Raw genomic sequence first — 20,932 nt, forward strand, 5'->3', positions numbered from 1 at the left:
GCCAGCTTTGAACCGAGTCGACCGAGACGACTCCAGTCGATGAAACCGTGGTTGAGCGGGCGGCGGTAGCTGACGAAATCACTGATGGGTTCGTAGCAAGCGGTTGGTTGGGGACACTCGAAGAGGTACTCGCGGGAGTCTGGCGTCGGTGGGGCCTGGAGTCTACGACAGACGGGATGAGCAGGAATTTTTCTGAAGTGTCTGTGGGTGGGCCCCTTGAGAAACGGACTCGACCCATACACTGATTATGTGGGCGATAATATTATTGAGGACATAATGATTGACCGGGATGCAGAGACGGACTGGCTCCGTTCACACCTCACCGATGACGGGGAAGAACTGATCGTCCTCTACGGCCGTCGCCGCGTCGGCAAGACGACACTCGTCACGAGCGTCTTCGACGCCCTCGATAGCCCGACAGTCTACTACCTCTGCGACGAACGTGGCACCACCCAGAACGCACGCCAGTTCGCCGAACAAACCGCCGAACAGCTGGACGACATCCCCCCTGATGTCGACGGCTTCGTCGATGCCTTCGAGTACCTCAAGCGTCGCCTCGACGAGCCCGCCGTCGTCGCCCTTGACGAGTTCTCCTATCTCGTTGACGAAGACGAAACCATTCCCTCAATCTTCCAGACGGTAGTCGACGACACCCTCAACGGCACGGGCATCTCACTCGTCCTCCTCGGCTCCTCTATCTCGATGATGGAAGAAGGCGTCCTCAGCTACGAAAGCCCTCTCTATGGCCGTCGAACCGGCCAGTGGCGGATGGAACCGATGACGTTCGGCGACGCCGCCGGCTTCTTCCCCGACTACACCCCCATCCAACTGATCAACGCCTACAGCATCCTCGGTGGCGTGCCAGCCTACCTGGAACAATTCGATCCAGACCGCAGTCTGTTCGACAACGTCGACCACTTCATCCTCTCGAAAGGAGCGTTTCTCTATGAGGAACCCGAGTTCCTGCTACGGCAGGAACTCCGGGAACCAGCGACGTACATGGCGATTCTAGAGGCCATCGCTACTGGGGCAACCCGGGTGAGCGAGATCGCAAACGCGATCGACCGAGACGCGAGTTCGCTCTCCAGGTACCTCCAGAACCTCACGCGCATCGGGCTCGTCGAACGGGAAACACCCGTCACCGACCCCGACGGCCGTGGCGTCTACCGGATCACCGACCAGTTCCTCCGCTTCTGGTTTCGCTATGTCCTCCCGAACCGTGCAACGCTCGAACAGGGTCACACCGAGCCCGTTCGAGACACCATCGAAGCCACGCTCTCCGAACACGCGAGCTGGACGTTCGAAGCAGTATGCCGACAGGCGGTCCGAACGGCCGCGTTCCCCGTGTCCTGTTCGCGTGTCGGCCGCTGGTGGTACGGCGGCGACGAGATCGACGTCGCAGCCATCGACGAACAGACCGACACCCTCCTGCTCGGCGAGTGCAAGTGGACCAGCGAGGAAGTTGGGCGCGGACTGCTCACTGATCTTGAAGCGCTGGAGAGTGAGGTCCGCTGGCAGGGAAGTGACCGATCGGTCGTCTACGCGCTCTTCGCGAAGACAGGATTCACGGAAACATTGCAAGAGATCGCTGGTGATCGTGACGACCTGTTGTTGTTCACACCGACGGATCTCTTAGATCTGTTCGAGGAGCCTCAATCGGACTGACATAGGTTGGGGTGCTCGGATCGGGCTTCTGAGTCATCATCGGTGGAAGTCATCGAAGTCCTGACCGGTTGGCTCCTAATTGGTGCCGTGAGGCTCTGTTAAAATCCTCGGAGAGGTACAGGTACGCCCGGTAGTCTGCCCGAATGTAGGCCCTCCCAAAGTCGCGGTTACTCTGGTTCGTTGAGCAGGCGTCTCACTTAGCTCGGCGAGCTGTTGCCCACTACTCCTCGAAGTCCTCGAAACGGCGGTACACACACCGATTCTGGGAGCATTCCCCGTCCCCTTCGTCAACGACGCTCGCGGCCGAGAGATGCGTTCACGGCGGCTGTTGACCTCGCGGCCGTTGCCGACGGGCTTGACGCACGCTTCGAGCACCGCATCCGCGACCCAAGGAGATGGTGTCGAGCCCGGCAGATGAGAGATCAAACTGGACGGCTGGCTCACACCCAGATGATCTCAAGGATGGGTCACTGTTGTGCTTGGGTTGGTCGCTCGGTGGATGGCATCGGTGGGTGCGTTACGGTGTCGTAACGCCGCCAGGACGCAGGGTGTAACGCCCTGTGACTGCGGTAGCTTTTTGTTGTATCTAGTTCTAGACGTTTCATAGGAACCGCCGTTGCAAGCTTTTCACGGCTAGCCATGCGGCCGTTTGCTCACCCGGTGCTCACCCGGTATCAGGGGAGCAACCGGGCGAGCACGTGGCGTTACACCCCACCGCTCACCCGCGTTACGACACCGTAACGCAGCCTCTCCGAAGACATATCCACATCTCCAACCCGAGCGTCTAACTGCCAACACGAGTACCGCTTCGGAGACCTGAACGGCCTCAGCGGCCAGTAGCTCACAATCGTCGGGCCTCCTAGTTGGCCAACGCGTCTTTGGCGATGGTTGCGGCAGTTTCCGATTTGGCCGCGCCGTCAGCGACGGCCTCGACGAACCCCTTTGCCTGGTCGGCGTGGAGATTCGCAATTAGAAAATCAAGTGCGAGCAGTTGCTCCCTTTTTCGACTGAGTGGGGACGATTGGTGAGACTGCGTCGATGGCGCGTTCGTTGGGATGGTGTGCGAGCACCTCAACCACGCCGGGGGGTTCAAAGAACCCGTCGCGGGTGAGACCGCCGCACAGACGCGCTCCGCGTCCGCATCGCTCTCGAACAGTTCCATGATGACGTCCTCGAACAATCTGTGACGCTCCCCGTACTGGGGTATTTCGTAGTAGGGGAGTTGCTCGAAGTCCTGATCTTCGAATAGGTACGCACGGAACGCGTTACTGTCCCGGGACGGGTCATCACCGGGGTGCGGGTTTGAGGGTTCATACTACGAGAGTTCTGGTATCTGGAGGGGGTGGGTCAATGCTCGCACTATCGACCCAGGGTGTGAGCGGCTGGGGGAACAGTGTCGTCTCTAGGTCGACCGTAGCGGGTCCGTTGCCGCCCAATTCGCCTTTGACGTTGTCGAACGACTCGTGGAGCGTATTGGACATCGGTCACGTCTTCGGCTATAGGATACCCCCTTAGGGGCGACCTGTTGGCAGAACTGCTGGATTCCCAGAGCGGTGAATATACTCGATTGCAATCCCGGTCATCAACGAATCTGACTCAATTGCGTACGAACTTGCCCGCTCAAGGTACTCTTCGGTGATTGAAACAATTGCGTCATAAGCATCCCGCTCAGAGTCATGAAGCATGTATTCTGCCGTAACAGGAGTGAGCTGCCCCTGGTTCGTGTCCTGAGGATAGTCGTCGATATCGTCCAGCCAGATTTGTGCGCCGATAATAGCGAGCACAACCGCCCGTTTGAACGAATCATCAATCGAAATTCCGCTGGCGCGGTACATCTCAATCATCCCATCGTAAATCACACCCACACGTTCATACTGTGTTTTACAGTAGGGGAGAGATTGCTCTGCTTCGGTCAACATCTCGGGTGGGTCATCGAATGATGCGTGCTTGTACTCTGCTTCGATCGCTTCGATTGCTTCTTCCTCACCCTCTCTTGCCCCTGTGAACAGATCCCGAAAGTGGGCGTCCTGATTCTGATGTCGTTCAGATGCGTCTACGGCCCAGTCATACTGTTCTTGCACTTGTGGAGAAAACTCCTCAAACAGGTCTGTAACGCGTTCGTGCAATGTGTGTTGGGCGATTCCGGCAACCGCCTCTCGTTGCTGCGGATTGAGGTCACGATTCAGAACGAAATCCTCAAACTCGTCATCGTTGATTGCGTCCTGCATGTCACCATCGAGAAGCGCTTCAGTGCATAACCGAGAAATTGCCTTCGTATCACGAACCAGCTGCAGTTCATCCTCAGAAGCCGCACGAAAGCGTTCCTCCCGCCGTCGCTCATGTTTTTTGTCATACGGGATCCGGAAATACTCCATAATTGGTGTCCGGACATCCCCAGTGACTGGATTGAAGCTATCCGGTGAGTTCTGGATCGCACGTCGATACAGATACCCAATTGTTAGTTCAACCGGCAGCGTCAGCTTGGTATCATACGTAAACGATACCTCTTCGAAACCCATCTCCTTCTCGATCTCTCGCTCAATAGCCCTATAGCAGTCTTCCAGAAACCCTTCCAGCGTATCTTCAGCCAGATTCCGTATACGAATCGCGTCTCTATCAAACGTACCACTCCGAGCATAAAACTTCAGAACTGCCTGGAACGCCACTGGAAACAGATCCACATCTGCCAGTCGTCTCGATACAGCACGAACAGGACCACCAGACTCAGATTCTGCCTCTCGACTCATTTCTTCAGGCTACCCTATCCACAGTTGTATAGTTATTGACTCTGACCCAGCACCCATACCAGGGCTTTCAGCCTTCTGCCCCGAGCTTTACCTTCGGTACGACCTTGAGAATCTTTGCCCCCCCGGAATTGGTTCACCCCATCGCGCCTCTTGCTCACAGGAGGTCAATATAGTGGCTACGCAATCTCTGGATGGTCGAAGAAACAGAGAACTGGTTACGGAACTCCAGACACCCATCACGTAACGTATCGTGATCCTCTAAAGCGTCCTCCAGGGCATTTGTCATGGCGGGAATGGAGCGTGCTTCGTAGCGGTATCCAGTCACACCGTCCTGAATCGTGGACTGCAGTGCCCCCGCATCGGCTCCGACGACAGGTGTGCCACAAGCGATAGCTTCCATGCCGACGATTCCCTCTGTTTCTACTGGGCTTGGGAATCCAAAGATATCCAGCGCGGAATAAAACTCTGGTAGCTCATCTCTCTCTAGAAGCCCTAAGAACCGAACGTCAACATCCGCCTGGTCACCAACTCGTGAAAGTTCTTCGCGCGCAGGTCCGTCGCCACCAAACACGACTGTGACAGACTCCTCAAGACGTTCTGCGGCTTTGATCAGGTCTTCTAGTCGTTTTTCGTATCCGTGCCGACCAGTATACCCGATGAGCGTTCCCGACAGGTCGTACCGTTGTTTGAAATCGCTAGTGTCGACTTCTGCGAAGTGATCGAGATTCACGCCGTTTGAAAGAACCCGAATCGGGATTGAACCGTCTATGCGAGAGCTTAGCTCCCGTTTTGTTTCTGGTGAGGGGGCTAAAACGAGATCAGCCGCCTCTATTGTTTTGGCTTCATAATAGGAGACGCCTGAGCCAAATAACGAGGCGCCAATCTCTGTAGGCACCACGTAGTCTGCGTACTCCTGCATGGGGGTGTGGTATGACACGACAAATGGTACGTCTAGCGCCTGAGCCAGCACCCACCCTGCAATACCGACCGAAAACATGCTGTGACTATGGACGATATCAGCGTTTCGGACCTCTTCTGGAATCCACGGAACAGCTGCCCTGTAGCCAGGGTAGAACGGGAATGGAGCACTTGGGACTGGAAATTCGTGTGAGTTGGGGGAGTGGTTGCTGTCTGGATAGACGATATTCATCTGGCCGAGTTCTTCGTTCCAGCGGTCCGCCCACTCTGAAACAGTGTAAGTGACCCCGTTGACAGTCGGTAGGTAGGTATCGGTGAATGCTGCGACTTCGAGATTCTCAGTCATGGCCCATGGTGTTTCGTAGCCTTATTATACTTACCGATTCCAGACAGGTAGAAGAACAAATGGGAATATCCGAAATTTGGTGGACTGGATTCGGAAGTGCGGTCATCAGTATTGGCATGACACTCGTCGGTGTATACGCGTTCCGAATGGAGTTAGTGTGGGTTATCCTCGGGTTTGGGTTATTTGTAGCCGGATATCGCGTCATGCAGTATGGAACTTACGGATGGCCAGATAGGGCGCCGGCTGAGATTCGCGAGAAGAATTTAGGCACGGTTTCGAAAACTGGCTTGGGCCTGCTTATCTCTGTATGCCTGTCAGCTTACGGGTTCGTTCTGATGGGTGAGGCGGTACATACGCAGTCGATTCAACCGATGCTTCTGTCTGGCGTCTCCGTTGTTCTTGGGTACATCGTAGGTCATAAAGCAGCTAATGATGAGGTGTTGTAATGCCTGAACGAAACTCTCTCCCGGAACTGTTGGTAGGCCTGATTATCGCCATTGGGGCGCTGGCAGTAGCTGTGTGGGGGGCCGCTCAGCAATGGAGTTATCTCAGAGTGTTGGTTCCTGTCAGCGTTTCTTGGGCGGGGTATCTCCTTGCGCATCACGGTGAAACTGGTCGATTTGTGGATGAGCCAGGTGTAGGTGATTCCCCTGATGTGCCTGATTCTACAGTGAAACAAGTGAGCGTGGTCGCGCTTGTGGTTGTGATGGCGCTTGCGTTTCCGCTTGGAATTCATGCGCTTGTGGTAGACTCGTTTGTGAGGTTGCTGGTAGCAGCCGCAGTGTTTGTTGGGGGGTACGTTGCAGGTCATCTGCTGCTGACCGGCTCTGCATTCTAATTGTGACCGTATCCCACCCTTTTTTTAAGAGGGGTGGTCATAACCCGAATGTAATGGCTGATGAGGAGTCTGCTGGTGAATCTGACACCTCCCCCACAGAAGAAGAGCCTATCAATACGTATGTACGGGGTGATTCGAACACGGCAAAAGTAGACCGCCCCTCTTCACTGGCTTTCCATCAATTCTGCTCACTCTCGCCTCTCGAGAGCTTCTATAATCACGAACGGTCCGAGGGAGACCTTCGGATCATTTCACCACCTGTCCGGACCATCTTGCAGCACTGGCCGTTGACAATGGTGGTGATGACTGCACTGTATTTGGCCATACCGTTGGTAGAGCCGCAGGTGAATCCTGTCTGGGCATATCTTCCACAGTTTACTCTGGAAGTAGTACCCTGGCTTGTGGGGCTGTTGGTTGTCTGGGGTATATTACTTGCAACTGCAACTCGCGCGGAGATTATCGACGGATACGGTGATCTTCTCAAACCCGTAGTCATCTATAGTCTGTTTGGCTTTCTTCTTTCAGGAGTTGGCTTTTCGCTGTTTCTAGTCTGGCAGAGTGAGTCACCGGCCGAAATCCCTGCAAACGTTGTTTTCGGTTCAGGCTTTTTATTTGCCGCATACATTTCGGGGCTGATTGCGTACGACTTGCTGATTCGGTTTGAGAATATGATCGAAAACTTTGGGGCGAAAAATATTGTAGGCGATGAGGACAAATACAACGATGTCTTCTTAGGTACTATCGGAAAAAAGATCAATCGGACCTTTCTCAGGATCCCGCTTTCCTATATCTTCGGTGCTGCATTCACCGTTCAACTCATGGTTTTCTGGCATTTCCAGTCCGGTCCCCACCAGTTGAACTCAACGATTGCTCTCATCTGTAACGTGTTCTTCGACACCATCGTGATGATAGGAGTATTCCAATTCCTCATCTTCATCCGAGAACTAAACATGCTATTTGAAGACCGATATGAGTCAAAGGGTAACACAATCAAATTGGAGTATCAGCCATTCCACCCGGACGGTCACGGGGGGTTCCGGGATTTCGGAAGAGCTGCGATGCAGGTAAACGTACTCGTGATCGTCGCGGGACTCTACTACGTGTATCGCTTGTTTGTCCAAGGAGTCCGCGCACTGCCAGCAGGCGGGTTTTCAGCGCTCAATGAAAGCAACGCTGTACTCTGGCTTGTCGACTTCATGGGTCCTATCGTCTTGTACGTAGTGGTGTCGGCTGCATGGCTCTACTATACGTTCTGGACAGTACATCTCAAAATGGCACGAGACAAAGAAGAACTGATACTTAGGAGACAATCGGAGAAGCGGCACGAAAAACCGGTTCAACACACACTGCCAATCGGCGCGCTAGAAGACAGAGAGGGATATGAGGAACTACTGTCGTCCCCAGTATGGCCACTGGATAGCAGACAGATTCAGACGGTCGTCCTGACAAATATCATAACCGTATTCCTGACACTAAGCAGTCTACCGATCTGAATAAGATTCCATCAATACAACTAGGACTTCAACGACTCACTCAGCAATCGCAGCTCAATCCACATCAGAATTCCTCAGCTGTTCCCAACCGAGATGCTGGACAGGAACTTCATCCGAAGTAGACCCATCAGGCACTGAGAGGACAATATTCTCCAGATATCTCCTTGCCTGCGACTCCACCCCTGGGAAGACCTCGGCGAACTTATGCCACCACTGCCCCCCCATCGTCCTCACAAACTCTTCAATAACCTCACGAACCTCACTCTCAGATACCGTCTCATCCAATTCCTCCCCCAGATACAGCGACAGGGCGACCGTTGCCGAAAGAATCTCGCATGCCTCTTCCTCCGGGTTTGAGACTGACGGAATGGTCGAGAGGAATTTCTCCGCACTGGTCCCTTCAACCTCAACTGAGTCTTGAATCCATGCTCTGATCTCTTCGACTGACTCACCTGAGTCTAGAGCATCGAATGCTTGATCACAGATGGACGCTTCCTCCTCAGCGATTCGATGGAAAATATCCCCGACCACGACAGCATCGGCACCAGCCTCAAGCATACAGTTTGCCTTCTTCCCAGAGTCAATCCCACCGCCATACCAAACCTGAGATCTAGAGAGCTCACCGGCTACTGATTCCAAAATTTCCATCGCTTCGTCGCCGCCATACATTCCAGAATATTCGATATAGAGGATTTCGCTCTTGAGATGCCGGTCCGCAGCCAGACCCCTTTGTTTTGCCTCTCTGGTATTCAATACATCATCTTCCGAAACACCACCCCGTCTCGCCGCAGCACTCTCTGGATTCTGAATTACGTACGCTTCGAACACAGCCTCTTCGAGGAGCCATGAGACCAGAAACTCCGCTAACGAATCACCAACCAACGCGACAAGCCAAGAAGGAAGTTCGGCCTCAATTTGCTCGGGGATGAGGTCCTCACGCAAGTATTCGATGCCGACACCGAGAGTTCCTACCAACCCATCCGAACCCCCATTCAGCACCTCTGGAATCGCGAGAAAATCAGCCTCTTCATGTGTTTTCCGAGTAACGTGACTCGCATCACTCGGTTCGTGAAGTGTAGGCGTTTGCACAAAATTGAGTAACTCAAAGGTTTCCTCGGTATTCACATCGGTCACATCGCTCGATCCACCGACTGAAATCGCGTCTGTGTACGCCAAATACACTGGAAACAGGAGCGGAAATCGCTTTTCCTCTTCGGGATCGACCTTGGTAACGTGCGTCCATCCTGGTGGAACAGGATTCGAATCAACCGGAAGAACTGAATCCACCAGTATCCGCCCACCATCGAAGAATTTCCGCAAGCCATGACCCGGCCTCATATTCTACTAACAGCGACGAAACCCGGCAATCGTATTAATAGCATCGCATTGCCTCCCTGTATTAGTTGCTGCAAATACGGTTTCTTTATGGACGTTTCAAGGCTAAAACCTCGCCTTTCAGGGCGGGGAGGATGTCAACCTCACCATCCTTGCGGTAAGAGTGCATCAGCCACCAACAATTATCAGCATGGGGGACGAGTTAATCATCATACATGACTATCGAGATTGATGGTGAAGTCAGTCGGTCGCTTCCCACGTCGGGAGGAACTACGACTGTCGAAGTTACGCTCACTCCGCAATCCAAGACGCAGCCCACGACCCGCCACGTGACGTTGTTAATAGATACCAGTATGTCGATGTTTGGAACGAAACTGGAAAATGCTAAATCAGGAGCAAAGCAGGCCCTGAAAGAGTTGACCGACGATGATTATGTGAGCGTCGTTGGTTTCGACTCTGAGCTTCAGATGGTACTCCCTATGACTCAGTGGGGGACAGCAGACCAGAAGGACGTTACAAAAGACATTGATTCCATTGAAGCAACTGGTGGAACAGACATATACAAAGGACTGGAGAAAGCCCGAGAGCAACTAGTAAAAGAAGCCCCAATGGAAGCAGGGGCAGTGAAACGAATAATCCTCCTCTCTGATGGCCAGGATCGATATGACGCTTCGACCTACAGGAACCTTGCTGCAGAGTTCGATGATGAAGGCCTCTCAATCATCGCCGCTGGCATCGGTGGCGGATATGATGAAGAAGTCATGTTGGCCTTAGCGAACGCTTCCGGTGGCACGCCTGTTGACCTTTCAGAAGATGCCATCGACCAGTTCATCAAACAAACCGTCAGGGAAACGGACAGCGTTATCGCACCGAATCCAAAGCTAGAGATTGCACCCACCCAGGGGTTCATCATTAACGACGCCCCAGCACTCTTCGACGCGCCAAAAACGGAACGACGTGATATCAATAGAGATCCTTCACCACCGACTCTGAGTTTACCTGAACTGCAAGTATCCCATCCACACCGACTCACGTTTGAGGTACTCGGACAACCTCGTACTGCCGGGTATACCGAGGAACTCGCTACGTTGCGAGTTCTAGATTCATTGGGCAACGTCCTTGGTGAGACGGACGTTGAAATCGACTACGCTGAAGAAGCTGGACTTCAACGAGCGGATATTGAGAAAACAAGAGCAACGGCCAAGGTAACCAGCGACATTCAGGATTCTGAAGTCTCGAAGGCAGCCGTAACTACAGAGATAGACAAGATCAAAGACAAAGGCTGGAAGGACACCGCAGAGCAGTTAGAAGAAAGGCTTACTGAGTCGGAACAAGACGGTGGACTAATCAGAGTGGGTAAGTCGAAACTCGGCGAAGACGAATAGGCATGGCATCTGTTTCGGTTGGCAGATGAATCTGTGAACGCTTTGACTACCATAAAGTTATTCAACATGTTCCCCGTGGTACCAGTATAATGGCGAGTGAAAAAATTCTCGGAATCGATTTGGGTACGACAAACAGTGGGATGGCAATCGTTGAGGCCGGAGACCCCCAAATGCTCTCAAACAATGAAGGGAATCGACTAACGCCCTCTGTCGTTCACTACGACGAGGATGGTGACGCCCTCGTTGGACGGCGAGCAATTTCTCGGGAACCCGCTGAACCCGATCAGGTAATCAGAGAAATCAAGCGGCACATGGGTGAGGAAGATTACACTGAGAAGATCCAGGGGAAAGATTTCACGCCGCCCGAGGTGTCGACTGAAATCCTCCAGAAGCTAAAGCGCGATGCCGAGGAGTATCTCGAAGACGATGTTTCTGAGGCAGTCGTCACCGTGCCTGCCTACTTCACGATCAACCAGACAGCCGCTACGAAGACAGCCGCCGAGAACGCTGGGTTCGACGAAACTCATCTGCTGAACGAGCCGACCGCTGCAGCACTCGCATACGGAAACGGCAAAGACCTCGACGAAACTTTACTCGTATACGACTTTGGAGGTGGAACACTCGACATCTCCATCATCGATGTCGCCGACGACGAGTTTAAAGTACTTGCAACGGACGGCGACAACAACCTTGGTGGCGCTGACTTCGACCGGGCGCTGATGGAGTTATTAGCAGAACGGTACGAAGATGAACACGGAGTCGATATCCGTGACGATACCGAGATTTCGGCCAATCTCCGTACAGAAGCAGAACAAACCAAAATCGAACTTTCAAGCGACACAGAAGCCGAAGCGATGGCACCGTTCCTCGGACAAATCGAAGGTGAAATCGTTACAATCGAGGAAACGGTCACACGAGACACCTTCGAGGACATCACTGCTGACCTCCGTGACCGAGCCATAGATCCGATTCAAAAAGCCCTCGAGAAAGCCGAACTCACCACCGACGACATCGACAACGTACTCCTCGTTGGAGGGTCCACAATGATGCCGGCGATACAGGACCGCCTCGAGGAATTCGTTGGGCTTGAACCTACCAAGACCATAGATCCCGACAAGATTGTCGCCCAAGGGGCAGCAGTATACGCACAACGTGAGATAGAAACCGGTTACCGCTGCCGAACCTGTGGGAAAGAGTTCGACGCCCTGCTGAAACTCAACGAACACTACGACGAGGTCCACACGGAGGAAGATTCAGATAAATTCGAATGCACAAACTGTGACGAGACGTTCGACACAAAAGACGAGCGCAAGGCACACCAAGCAAAAGCTCACAGTGGTAGCGACAGCGACGATGGAGACAGTATAACCCCAACCGGGCCATCCATTACAGACATCATCTCCCACTCGCTGGGCACCGAACTCAAAGACGGGAGCATGGACGTCATCATCGAGCAAGGGACCAGCATAGAAGATGCCACTGGAATCGGGCTGTACACTACAACCAGAGACGATCAGACCAGAGTCCCAGTCGGAGTCTTCCAAGGCGAGAGCAATACAGCACGTGAAAACAAACAAATTGGTGAGGTGACCCTGAGCGACATCCCGCCACGCCCCGCTGGTGTCCCGAGAATCGAAGTCACCTACGACATAGACAAAGACGGCATTCTTCATGTCGAAGCCATCGACCAGGAAAGCGGCGAGACTGTGAACGGGGACTTCGACCTCTAACCCCACTCCTGTTCCGCTGGCTTCTGAAGTAAATTCGAATCTAAGTCCGTCCTGCCCAGTTCACGCTATTCACCGGGGTGAACCGCTTGCGTGGCTACTTTGCAACCGCAACCCGTGCTGGCCGAATGACCCGATCATTTGTCTTGTAGCCGACTTCCAACACTTTAGTAATCTGCTCTGATTCGTACTCGCTGGTCGAAACCTTCTCCATCATGCGATGCAGTCGGTCATCGAACTCGTCACTCTCTTCTGGTTCTATCCGTTCGATTCGACCCGATGTGAGGACCTTATCGAATTGTTTCTTGACCATCCGCAGACGCTCCTCAGTATCCGGCTCAAGAGATTCCATCTCGATCGAATCGCCCAACATATCCTTGACCCGTAACATATTACTTGCGAGTTCCTCAACAGTGTATTTCCGGAGTTCCTCATGCTCGTGTTCATTTCTTCGTTCGTAATCCTCCAACTCGGTTTCGAGCTTAGTTATCCTATTTTGGGTCTGAGAAAGGGCCTCCCGTAGATCCTCTACCTCGGTATCATCATCTGAATCTTCACCATCTTCGGCCTCCGGTTCCATGTCGGCATGAGTTCTCTGCCCATCGGATTCGGTGACTGCTGACTCATCCGAACCGGCAGCTGTTTGCTGGCCCTTTTCGGAACTGTCCACCTCACCCGGTCCATCAGGGCTTTCCGACTGCTCACTCTCATTCCCGGTTTGAGCGTTCTCTACCGGACCATCACCGCTCACTGCTGGGTCGCCATTCTCCTGATCCGATCCGTCCCCCTGATCGGATGGGATGGTTCTTCCCCTTGGTTGGCTATCGCTCCGTGATGATTGGGTGTCCTGTTCATCATTCTCACTCCCTTCTTGACCACCTTCGTAGTCGTCAGCCATGAACGTTCAACCGTATATTGGCCACCATACATGTTTACTTTTCCCCCTGGCTTATCCGTGAAACTCGCTCGAACTCACATCGTGGGGGAGATAGCCAATGGAAAGAACGCAACGGCCCTGGATTCGCCGGTCATCTGGAAGCAGCACCTGTGAATCCAACTGTTTCGTATTCGATTGGAGGAGTTCCACATCACCTGCTAGCCTTTCTCGGGCGAGCATCGTGTCATCATCATCCTGAAACTCGACGATGACATCCAGATTCTCCGCTGGGGCATCACCGAAGTTCGCGACATGCACTGAGACCTCAACCGAGCCATCTGACTGTGGCGTTGCTTCCCACTCATGTACCAGTATTGGGTCTTTCCCAACGGGATAGACCTGTGCTGAGGCATTCTGATACTGTCTAGGCATCTCACCAAGGTCCCAACCATGGCCCGTCGCTTCGAGGGTGTAGTACTTCGTTCCGTTGTGCTCAAAGTAAGCGCCATCCGCGTCAATGGACGGCGCAACACCGAGCATCATATGATGGTGGTTCGGGAGGACTAAAAGAGCGACCTCACAGCCGAGCTCTCGAAGGATCCCACCGAGTAGAATCGACGTGTCTTCGCAGTCACCGCCATCATGGACAAGCGTCTCGATGGGATATTTCGGGTATTCCATCTGCCCCATCGTCACGTCGTCAGGTGTGTATTCAAGACTTTGGACAAAGCGCATTGCTGCGTTTATCTGTTCCCGCTGACTGAGCCCAACTTTCTCTCCGAATGACCGAATCCGGTTCGCGAGCTGGGAAAGAAACGGCTTATCGAACGGGTCTCCAATGTAGGTCCCGAAATTCCGTGTCCGTGTACGCTCTGTATAGTATTCGAACAAATGACCGGGGACCTCCATCTCCCACGTTTCATAGTCACCTCGGAACTGCCACGTGAACCGCCTAAGAAAGCCTCCCTCCTGGTTGGAGCGCTTTGGTTTCGAGCAGCCTGACCACCCTTGGAATGACGGGTCCCAGTCGGCATCGTACTCCCTGTTCTTGGTCGTGCCTGGCGGCGTTATGGTTATGTCTATATCGTCGGGGAAGCCATCCTCACCAAACAGGTCCGAGAAGACTGAGCCGTGGTTTTCACGTCGTTCATCATCTAGGACTGCAAGTTGCTCCCGGAGCCATTCTTCCGAATGTTGCTCCCGCTGTTCCATTAAATCCTGAACCATCTCCGTCAAAGTGACCCGAGATGTATCGCTTGAGTTGTCCTTCATACATTCAGAGGCCCGTTGTCTACTTGACGTATTCTATCCAAGTCTCTTAGATATTTCCCACACAATGTTCGATGAGACGTCCACCAAATCCCGAGTCTCAATCGAAAGCAATCCAGAAGAACCGGCAATCCAGAAGCTTGCACTGCGGGCGTTATCGAGTCACAACGCCCTTCGTTAGAGGCTATTCAGAATCTTCATTGAGTGTTGCAATATTATCCGCTAATCCGAAATACGTCTGGACTCTCGTATCTTCTTCGTGGAATTCGGGATATGCGAACTTCTTCGGCATATAATCCTCATCCTCATCGATATTCAGCAAGTCTTTGACGGACTCCGACTCGGCCATATAGTGTTCGTGTAAGGTCTGATACTCACTCGTGTTCTCCAGCGCTATTCTACCGTACATCGACACCAGACGGATGACGAACTGATTTCGAAGATTCTCATACCGAACCCAGTTGAAAGAGTCCACTTGCCCTGAGAGCTTCTGGCGATTCTCGGCGTCCAGATCCATCAGACTCTGGTTCTCACGCGTCGCAATCACTCCGAGGTAATCAAAGACATTGACCGTTTTATTGTACGTCTCCAAGTCTTGGACTGGTTCCTCGAGCGAGTCAATGAGGTAATTCAGCGCGTGTGCGACTTGTGACTCGGTCACGACACCTCGGTCGATGAAGTACTGGATACTATCCGCTTCCTCGATCATCCGACGATTGAACGTCTCGAAGTTCGTGAACGGCAACGTCGTATGTTGAGACTTGGAGAAGTCGCTCAACCGATTCTCGATGGAAGTTCGCTGATTCTCATACTGGGCCTGTTCCGTTTCAAGTTCCAGCTGCTCCTGCTCTAGACTCTCGAGGTGGTCAGTATACTCACTGGTCGTTTCCAACAGCGTTTCCCGACACTCTTTGCGCCGGGCTTCGACAACTTCCTTCGCATCATCTAATTGTCGATATGTATTATAGAGTCCGCCAAGCTGCGTATTCCGGGACTCAACTTGGTCGAGTGTCTCACTGATTTCCCGTTTCTTAAATAGGCGATGTCCTCCAAGATTCTCGTACTTTTCACGAAGCGTGTCTTCCCAGTTCGCGTAAAACCGCTGGAGGCCGTCTTCCCACTTCGCGCGCGCATCCATCTCGTCAAGTCGGTCAGCATCACTGATTTTCCCTCTGTATTGGCTCCACTCGTTCTCAATCTCCTCCTCGAACGAATGTTCACGAATCTTTGTTCTAATGATCTCCGCCAGTTCATTATAGAACAGATAATCGCCGACACTGTCCATCTCGAAATTCCGATTCAAATCGGGGATTTGCTCCCGGCACCGGTTGCGTTCCTCTATCAGCGTTTCTTCGTCAAAGTACTCGAGGTCAAGGGACTGTGCTCGACTACGAGCCGTTCGCACTATTTTCTCCTCGACAGGTGAACTCTCTTCGGGGATTTCGCCGGTGTGGAGGTCGACTACATCTTGGAGATAGTCTCTGTCCTCACGGTATGCCTCTAATTCATCCGCAACTGAATCGAGTTCCACCTCGAGTGCGTCCTGGCGATCTTTGATATCGAGCAGTTTATCGAGATCCCGTACTGGCACTTCCAAGATGCCACCGTCGATGGAGTGCAGTATCGAATCGGGGATGTTTGGATCGTTCTGGAAGTTCTCGATCCCTCCCATCTCCGAGAACAGGCAGATGAGTGTCGCGACGGTGTTGTTCATCTGTTCTCGGTAGTCTTGACTCATTTCACCTTCCCGGAACGCGAGGAGGGAGTAGAAGTCAAAGGGAGACTCTTCGACAGTGAATTCACTGGGACCGACGTCAGCTTCAATGGGGATTGAGATTGGGTAATTACCAGCGTCGTCGTAGTCTACGATGTACATCAGGTCCCTGAGGGCGGCGTACGCGTTCGCATAGTAGTTTGCGTTCCCTTCCGTCCCGAGAGTGAGATCTTCGTCACCTAGCGAGGGGAGTGATCCGACGCCACCCACGAAGAATGCTTCATCGATTTCGTCCAGAATATTCCGCAGCATGAAGCTTAATAACGGGAAGGTGCCACTCCCGGTTCCGCCTCCTAATGCGTTGACGAGCCACACGTTGGCTCCGTCCATTTCTTCTTCGTCGAAGTCATTTCCTCGTTCATCGACGAACTCGGAGATGATAGTGCTTAGGCGGCTGTAGACATTCTCGAAGTTTTGGATATTATCGATGTAGTAGCGAGAGACCGGCCGTTGGCGTTTTGCGCCCCCTGTAGGTTCGAGTTCGTAATCCGAGTGTAGATATGAGTATTCTTCTTTCTGAGCTCCCCAGATACTCGACGGGGTATCCAGGGCGATTCTATTCATGTCGTTATTTGTATATTCTTTCAGGTCGTCGTTTTTGGTATCAATCCCTATGAATTCGAACTTTGCGTTCTTCTCTTCACTCGTGACAAAGTCATGAATCTGCGTAGCCATCCTGCACCCTCCTCTGCCGACACCAATTACAATCGTAGGGTTCGTCGTCATGGCAAACACGTTGTAGCTTTTTCACATAAACATTCGGGCCCCGGACCCGCTCATACTACCCACGTATAACCAACACGATTACGAAGACGCCCTCAAGGCAGTCACCCCTCACTCAATCCCTACACCGAGGGTGGCTCAAGGCCACCATCATCATCCTCATCATCATCATCAATCGAACTCCCACCAGATTGGTCTCCCGCAGGTGTTGGCCCGGGGGCCCCACCGTCCGACTGATATTTATCGATCAAATCCTGAATTTTGCGTTCCGCACCCGGAGAGTCGATTCTGCTCTTTACCCGCTCCAACTCTTTCGAGAACGTGTCGTGCTCATCCTGCACTCGCGAACCGATACGCCGGTAAGACACCCCAGCTGCAATGAGGCCCAAAACCCCGAATCCCAGCGCCCCCGCGAAAATACCCAAACTCACAGCTTGCCCGCTCTGCTCACTCTCTAGCTGATCTTGTTTTTCCTGCAGCTGGTACCACGGAGAAGAGGAGAGATTAGCGGTGATCGTTTCCTCGTGAGTGAGCTCCTGTCCGTTTTGAACATACTGGATATCCACGCTCGAAGCCTCGATGGACTCCTGCTTGATATTCTTCGGGTACACCGTATACGTGAACGTTATCTCCTCGTTCTTACCAAGCTCATCAATTCGAAACTCCCCTCTTCCCGCATTGGTCACGTTGATTTCTGCTGCCCCAGGTTGGACCGTATAACTGAACGTCCCGCCTTGTAAGAGCGTTCGTTGTTGAGCCCTGAAATTAATCACCACGTTGGAGATCTTACTGCCATCCGGCGAAAACGTATACGTCACCGTGATTGCTTGGTCATTTGCTTCCTGCCCTCCCTCATAACTGGTGCTGGAACTAGTGCTCAATTCCGCAGAAACAACTGTCACAGACAGCATGAGGGCAAAACATAGCACCACAAGCCCCACTCGCTTTCGATCGAGCATCATCTTACAAATTCTAGGTAGTCCATTCAGACAACGAGTAATTATTCTTTTCGCCCACCACGTATTGCACTTCGAAGACTCACAGCCATTGTCGCCGATCCATCCCTGAAGTGATGGTGTGGATCGGTCGAGTGTGACGTGGCGAGATGCTCGAGTTGAGGATGCTCCAGTCTTGAATCCGACTGGTTGCCGGGAGACGATGAAGAACCAGCTAGCGGACTTGTTCGATCGGTGGGCTGGCGTCATCAGGTGTGGGGTGGGATGCGGCGTTACGCTGTCGTAACGTGGCCGCTGGTTGGGCCGTAACATTCCAATAGCCGCCAGGGTCTCGTCCAAACCCGGACGAGTCTTGGACGAGTCCACGGACCCGACGCTAGTCGACTGCAGTTTACAGTCGCGGTGTCGATGGAAGCTGTGGTCTGGATGGGATGTGGGGGCTATCGCCCACGGCGGTGTGTTACGGCCATCGGCTGCACCCTGTTACGACAGCGTAACGTCACCCCCGTCCGTGAGGACCTGCTGGCTCTCGCCACCACCCCCGCCACCGGCGGTCACCATAGAGCCGTCACCGCAGTCGGTGAACTGTTGGGTGTAGTCGCGCCAGCTGTCGCGGTCGATGATTACGAGATTCCGATCGTTCCGCCGGTCATCAGAGCTGGCGGGGGCGAACTCGAGGAGGTCTTTGCCGAACCGGCCGATGAACTCCATGACGCGCCGGATGGTGTTCCGGTTGGGGTGGCGGACGTCGAGGCGTTTGGCGAGTTCTGGGGTGGCGATTTCGCGTTCGATGACGTCGCGGAGTTTGTTGGAGGTGAGGTGGAGTTCGTCGCCGTGTGGGGTGGCGTATTGGGCGAGGTGTGGGAAGAGTCGGGCGGCGATTTCTTGGTTTGCGGTGAGGTCGTGTTGGTGGGGTTCGAGGTTGGTGGCGGTGGTGTAGAGTTGGTGGAGGGGCGTGAGGTCGTCGATTGCGGGGCTGGCTTGTTGGGCGGCGAGTTTGGCGGCGTCGACTTCGCCGTGGGCGACTTCTTCGACGCACGTTTCGAGCTTGTTGATGCGCGTGAAGACGTCGCCGTCGTTGCGGACGTGGGCGTCGGCGGTGGCGCCGTCGAGGTCGCCGTAGACGATGTCCTCTAGGTCCCAGACGTCGGTCTGTAGAAAGTCTAGGCAATCGGCGAGGGCGCGTTCGACGTGTGCGATGGTGTGTTCGAGACCCCGCCGTTTCCGCTGTTCTCGATCCCGCGCCGCCGCTAACTCTTCAACCTCCTGTTCACGCTCGTCTACCTCTCCCTCAAGGGTGGACACTTGCTCTTCGAGGTCTGCGACTTGGGTTTCGAGTTCTGCGATGCGCTCTTCATGTTGGGTTTCGAGCGCGTCGAGTCGCGCTTCGAGGTCCGAGTGGTCGGTCATTGGGGGTCACCTCCGTTGGTGTCGGGGTCTGCGTGGGGTGCTGGCTGTGAGGTGTTGGGGTGGTTGGGTTCGGCGCTGGTGATGGCGTCGAGGAGGGTGGTGGCGGTCTTTGTGAGGTGGTAGTGGCGGCGGCGGGCGTCTTCGAGGTCGGGTTGGATATGAATCCAGCCGCGGTCGTTGAGGCGGAGGGTGGTGGGGTAGAAGCGACTGGAGGAGGGTTCGTCGTCGGTGTAGTGGGGGTAGGCCCGCAGGTGTTCGCGGATGCTGGTGGCGGGTTCGCTGGCCTGTGGGTGGGTAGCCTGGAGTGCATAGAGGGTGCGGAGGATGTCGCGTTGGAACCCGCTGAGGTTGTCGAACCGCAACTGGGGTTCACTTGTAGTGGTGGTGGTGGGCTGGTTGGACTGCGAGGTCGTGGGAGGCGTGGTGTCGGTCATTGGGTGAGAAGGGCGCCGCAGAGCTGGCAGCGCTCAGTGTCGGTCTGCTGGTCGATACGTGCAGTGCACTCGTGCTCATCGTCGATCACACGCCCACCATCCGTCTGGACCGGATTCCGGACCCGCTCGATTGCGGTAGTGTCGGTGTGGTTGGTGGTGGGGGTGATGGTGTTGCCCCAGGTGGTGCGGAGGCCGGAGAGGGTGAAGACGAACCACTCCCTGGCTGGCCTGTTGATGGGGTGGACTTCGATCCTGGGGTCGCCGTCGGCACCCATGGTAACGGTCGTGATTTGGATGGGGCCGAGGCGGTCGTGGGCGAGGGTGGTGCCTGGCCGGAGGCGGTGGCCGTGGACGTCGACGGGTTCGGGGGTCAACGTTGGTCACCCGGGGTGAGGTCGCTGGGGTCGGCCTGATCGAGCTGGTGGGCGAGACTCCCCTCGGTGAACCCACCCGGATGGCCGCGCGGCCGCCGCGTGGGGTCGTCGAAGGCCTGGTGGCAGTCCCGGCAGTACCAGTCTTTGTCGGGGTCGACCGAGCGTTGGGATTTCGAGAAGCCGGGGCCGCGCCGGTAGAGGGCTTCCGGGCCCGCATCACAGAACGGACACGCATCCGTCACCCCAAACTCTGCATCCTCGCTCACGCGCCATCACCCCCGCCTTGGGCGCGGGTGGCTACCTGGTGGCCGTACGTCCAGCGCGTGTGGTGGCCGCCATCGGGTTCGAGCGCCACGACGTCGACTCCGTGGTCCTCAACGTCGATGTCGTACGCGTGGAGGAGTTGATGCGCAACTGGTTCCACGACGGCGTCAACGCCATCCGCGATCAGCAGGCGCGTGGTCGTCTCGATTCCCGAGGGTGTGACCTCGTGGAGTTGGTGGACCTCGATGGCGTCTGCGACGGTGGTGTGGTTGGTGGGTTGTGCGTCGGTCGGTGCGGGAGGTTTTTCTCCCGCGCTAGCATTGTTGGTCATGGCTGCGTCGCCTATCTCGACGGAGCCCACGCGGGCCCGATGTCCTAGCATCGGGGCCCGCAATTC

18 protein-coding genes and 2 pseudogenes are annotated in these 20,932 nt (G+C 54.4%); 7 read left to right on the top strand and 13 right to left on the bottom strand.

Going from position 1 to position 20,932, the window contains the following annotated elements; all coding sequences use genetic code 11:
* Nucleotides 1–26: 26 nt before the first annotated feature.
* The 3 genes and pseudogenes from LI336_RS20565 to LI336_RS18320 form a co-directional block, all read left to right on the top strand.
* Nucleotides 27–245 (top strand): annotated as a pseudogene (locus LI336_RS20565) (DUF8105 family protein); the annotation flags it as partial.
* A gap of 31 nt (nt 246–276) precedes the next feature.
* A complete protein-coding gene (locus tag LI336_RS18315) occupies nt 277–1,665 on the top strand; it encodes an ATP-binding protein (protein WP_227134614.1) in 1,389 nt (462 codons plus the stop codon).
* 149 nt (nt 1,666–1,814) lie between these two features.
* A pseudogene (locus LI336_RS18320) lies at nt 1,815–1,919 on the top strand (IS5/IS1182 family transposase); the annotation flags it as partial.
* A gap of 605 nt (nt 1,920–2,524) precedes the next feature.
* On the opposite strand, the gene LI336_RS18325 reads toward LI336_RS18320, so the two are convergent.
* The 3 genes from LI336_RS18325 to LI336_RS18335 form a co-directional block, all read right to left on the bottom strand.
* Nucleotides 2,525–2,827 carry a hypothetical protein gene (locus LI336_RS18325; RefSeq protein WP_227134615.1) on the bottom strand — a complete coding sequence of 101 codons (303 nt, stop codon included), beginning with the start codon at nt 2,825–2,827 and terminating at the stop codon, nt 2,525–2,527.
* A 349-nt stretch (nt 2,828–3,176) separates the two neighbouring features.
* The gene (locus tag LI336_RS18330; protein WP_227134616.1) at nt 3,177–4,412 is read right to left on the bottom strand and encodes a hypothetical protein; all 1,236 of its coding nucleotides are present in this window, start codon (nt 4,410–4,412) and stop codon (nt 3,177–3,179) included.
* A gap of 154 nt (nt 4,413–4,566) precedes the next feature.
* Entirely contained in the window at nt 4,567–5,676 is a 1,110-nt protein-coding gene (locus LI336_RS18335) for a glycosyltransferase (RefSeq protein WP_227134617.1), read from the bottom strand.
* A gap of 445 nt (nt 5,677–6,121) precedes the next feature.
* Between LI336_RS18335 and LI336_RS18340 the strand changes: the two genes are divergently transcribed.
* Together LI336_RS18340 and LI336_RS18345 are read left to right on the top strand one after the other, a co-directional pair.
* Nucleotides 6,122–6,514, top strand: coding sequence for a hypothetical protein (locus LI336_RS18340; protein ID WP_227134618.1), 393 nt, complete (start codon nt 6,122–6,124; stop codon nt 6,512–6,514).
* A 53-nt stretch (nt 6,515–6,567) separates the two neighbouring features.
* Complete coding sequence (locus LI336_RS18345) at nt 6,568–8,007, top strand: hypothetical protein (RefSeq protein WP_227134619.1); 1,440 nt, start codon at nt 6,568–6,570, stop codon at nt 8,005–8,007.
* A gap of 54 nt (nt 8,008–8,061) precedes the next feature.
* On the opposite strand, the gene LI336_RS18350 is transcribed toward LI336_RS18345, so the two are convergent.
* Nucleotides 8,062–9,294, bottom strand: coding sequence for a geranylgeranylglyceryl/heptaprenylglyceryl phosphate synthase (locus LI336_RS18350; RefSeq protein ID WP_227134620.1), 1,233 nt, complete (start codon nt 9,292–9,294; stop codon nt 8,062–8,064).
* Between the two features lie 263 nt (nt 9,295–9,557).
* On the opposite strand from LI336_RS18350, the gene LI336_RS18355 reads away from it, so the two are divergent.
* Nucleotides 9,558–10,727, top strand: coding sequence for a vWA domain-containing protein (locus tag LI336_RS18355; protein ID WP_227134621.1), 1,170 nt, complete (start codon nt 9,558–9,560; stop codon nt 10,725–10,727).
* A gap of 89 nt (nt 10,728–10,816) precedes the next feature.
* Nucleotides 10,817–12,457, top strand: coding sequence for an Hsp70 family protein (locus LI336_RS18360; RefSeq protein WP_227134622.1), 1,641 nt, complete (start codon nt 10,817–10,819; stop codon nt 12,455–12,457).
* Between the two features lie 94 nt (nt 12,458–12,551).
* Here the strand turns inward: LI336_RS18360 and LI336_RS18365 are convergent, their stop codons facing one another.
* The 9 genes from LI336_RS18365 to LI336_RS18410 form a co-directional block, all read right to left on the bottom strand.
* Complete coding sequence (locus LI336_RS18365; protein WP_227134623.1) at nt 12,552–13,352, bottom strand: nucleotide exchange factor GrpE; 801 nt, start codon at nt 13,350–13,352, stop codon at nt 12,552–12,554.
* A gap of 51 nt (nt 13,353–13,403) precedes the next feature.
* A complete protein-coding gene (locus LI336_RS18370; protein WP_227134624.1) occupies nt 13,404–14,603 on the bottom strand; it encodes a transglutaminase-like domain-containing protein in 1,200 nt (399 codons plus the stop codon).
* A 181-nt stretch (nt 14,604–14,784) separates the two neighbouring features.
* On the bottom strand, nt 14,785–17,100 hold the full coding sequence (locus LI336_RS18375; RefSeq protein ID WP_227134625.1) for a tubulin-like doman-containing protein: 2,316 nt from the start codon (nt 17,098–17,100) through the stop codon (nt 14,785–14,787).
* Between the two features lie 119 nt (nt 17,101–17,219).
* Nucleotides 17,220–18,059: a hypothetical protein gene (locus LI336_RS18380; RefSeq protein WP_227134626.1), complete on the bottom strand. Its 840-nt coding sequence runs from the start codon at nt 18,057–18,059 to the stop codon at nt 17,220–17,222.
* Nucleotides 18,060–18,536: 477 nt separating this feature from the next.
* Complete coding sequence (locus LI336_RS18385) at nt 18,537–19,463, bottom strand: hypothetical protein (RefSeq protein ID WP_227134627.1); 927 nt, start codon at nt 19,461–19,463, stop codon at nt 18,537–18,539.
* Entirely contained in the window at nt 19,460–19,897 is a 438-nt protein-coding gene (locus LI336_RS18395; protein ID WP_264475546.1) for a winged helix DNA-binding protein, read from the bottom strand. Before LI336_RS18395 ends, LI336_RS18385 begins: the two co-directional genes overlap by 4 nt.
* Nucleotides 19,894–20,271: a hypothetical protein gene (locus LI336_RS18400; RefSeq protein ID WP_227134628.1), complete on the bottom strand. Its 378-nt coding sequence runs from the start codon at nt 20,269–20,271 to the stop codon at nt 19,894–19,896. Before LI336_RS18400 ends, LI336_RS18395 begins: the two co-directional genes overlap by 4 nt.
* Nucleotides 20,268–20,537: a hypothetical protein gene (locus tag LI336_RS18405; RefSeq protein WP_227134629.1), complete on the bottom strand. Its 270-nt coding sequence runs from the start codon at nt 20,535–20,537 to the stop codon at nt 20,268–20,270. The genes LI336_RS18400 and LI336_RS18405 overlap by 4 nt, the downstream gene beginning before the upstream one ends.
* Nucleotides 20,534–20,896, bottom strand: a complete 363-nt coding sequence (locus LI336_RS18410) for a hypothetical protein (RefSeq protein ID WP_227134630.1) — start codon at nt 20,894–20,896, stop codon at nt 20,534–20,536. Before LI336_RS18410 ends, LI336_RS18405 begins: the two co-directional genes overlap by 4 nt.
* Nucleotides 20,897–20,932 lie beyond the last annotated feature (36 nt).

This window comes from Halorubellus salinus (assembly GCF_020567525.1).
Taxonomy (GTDB): domain Archaea; phylum Halobacteriota; class Halobacteria; order Halobacteriales; family Natrialbaceae; genus Halorubellus; species Halorubellus salinus.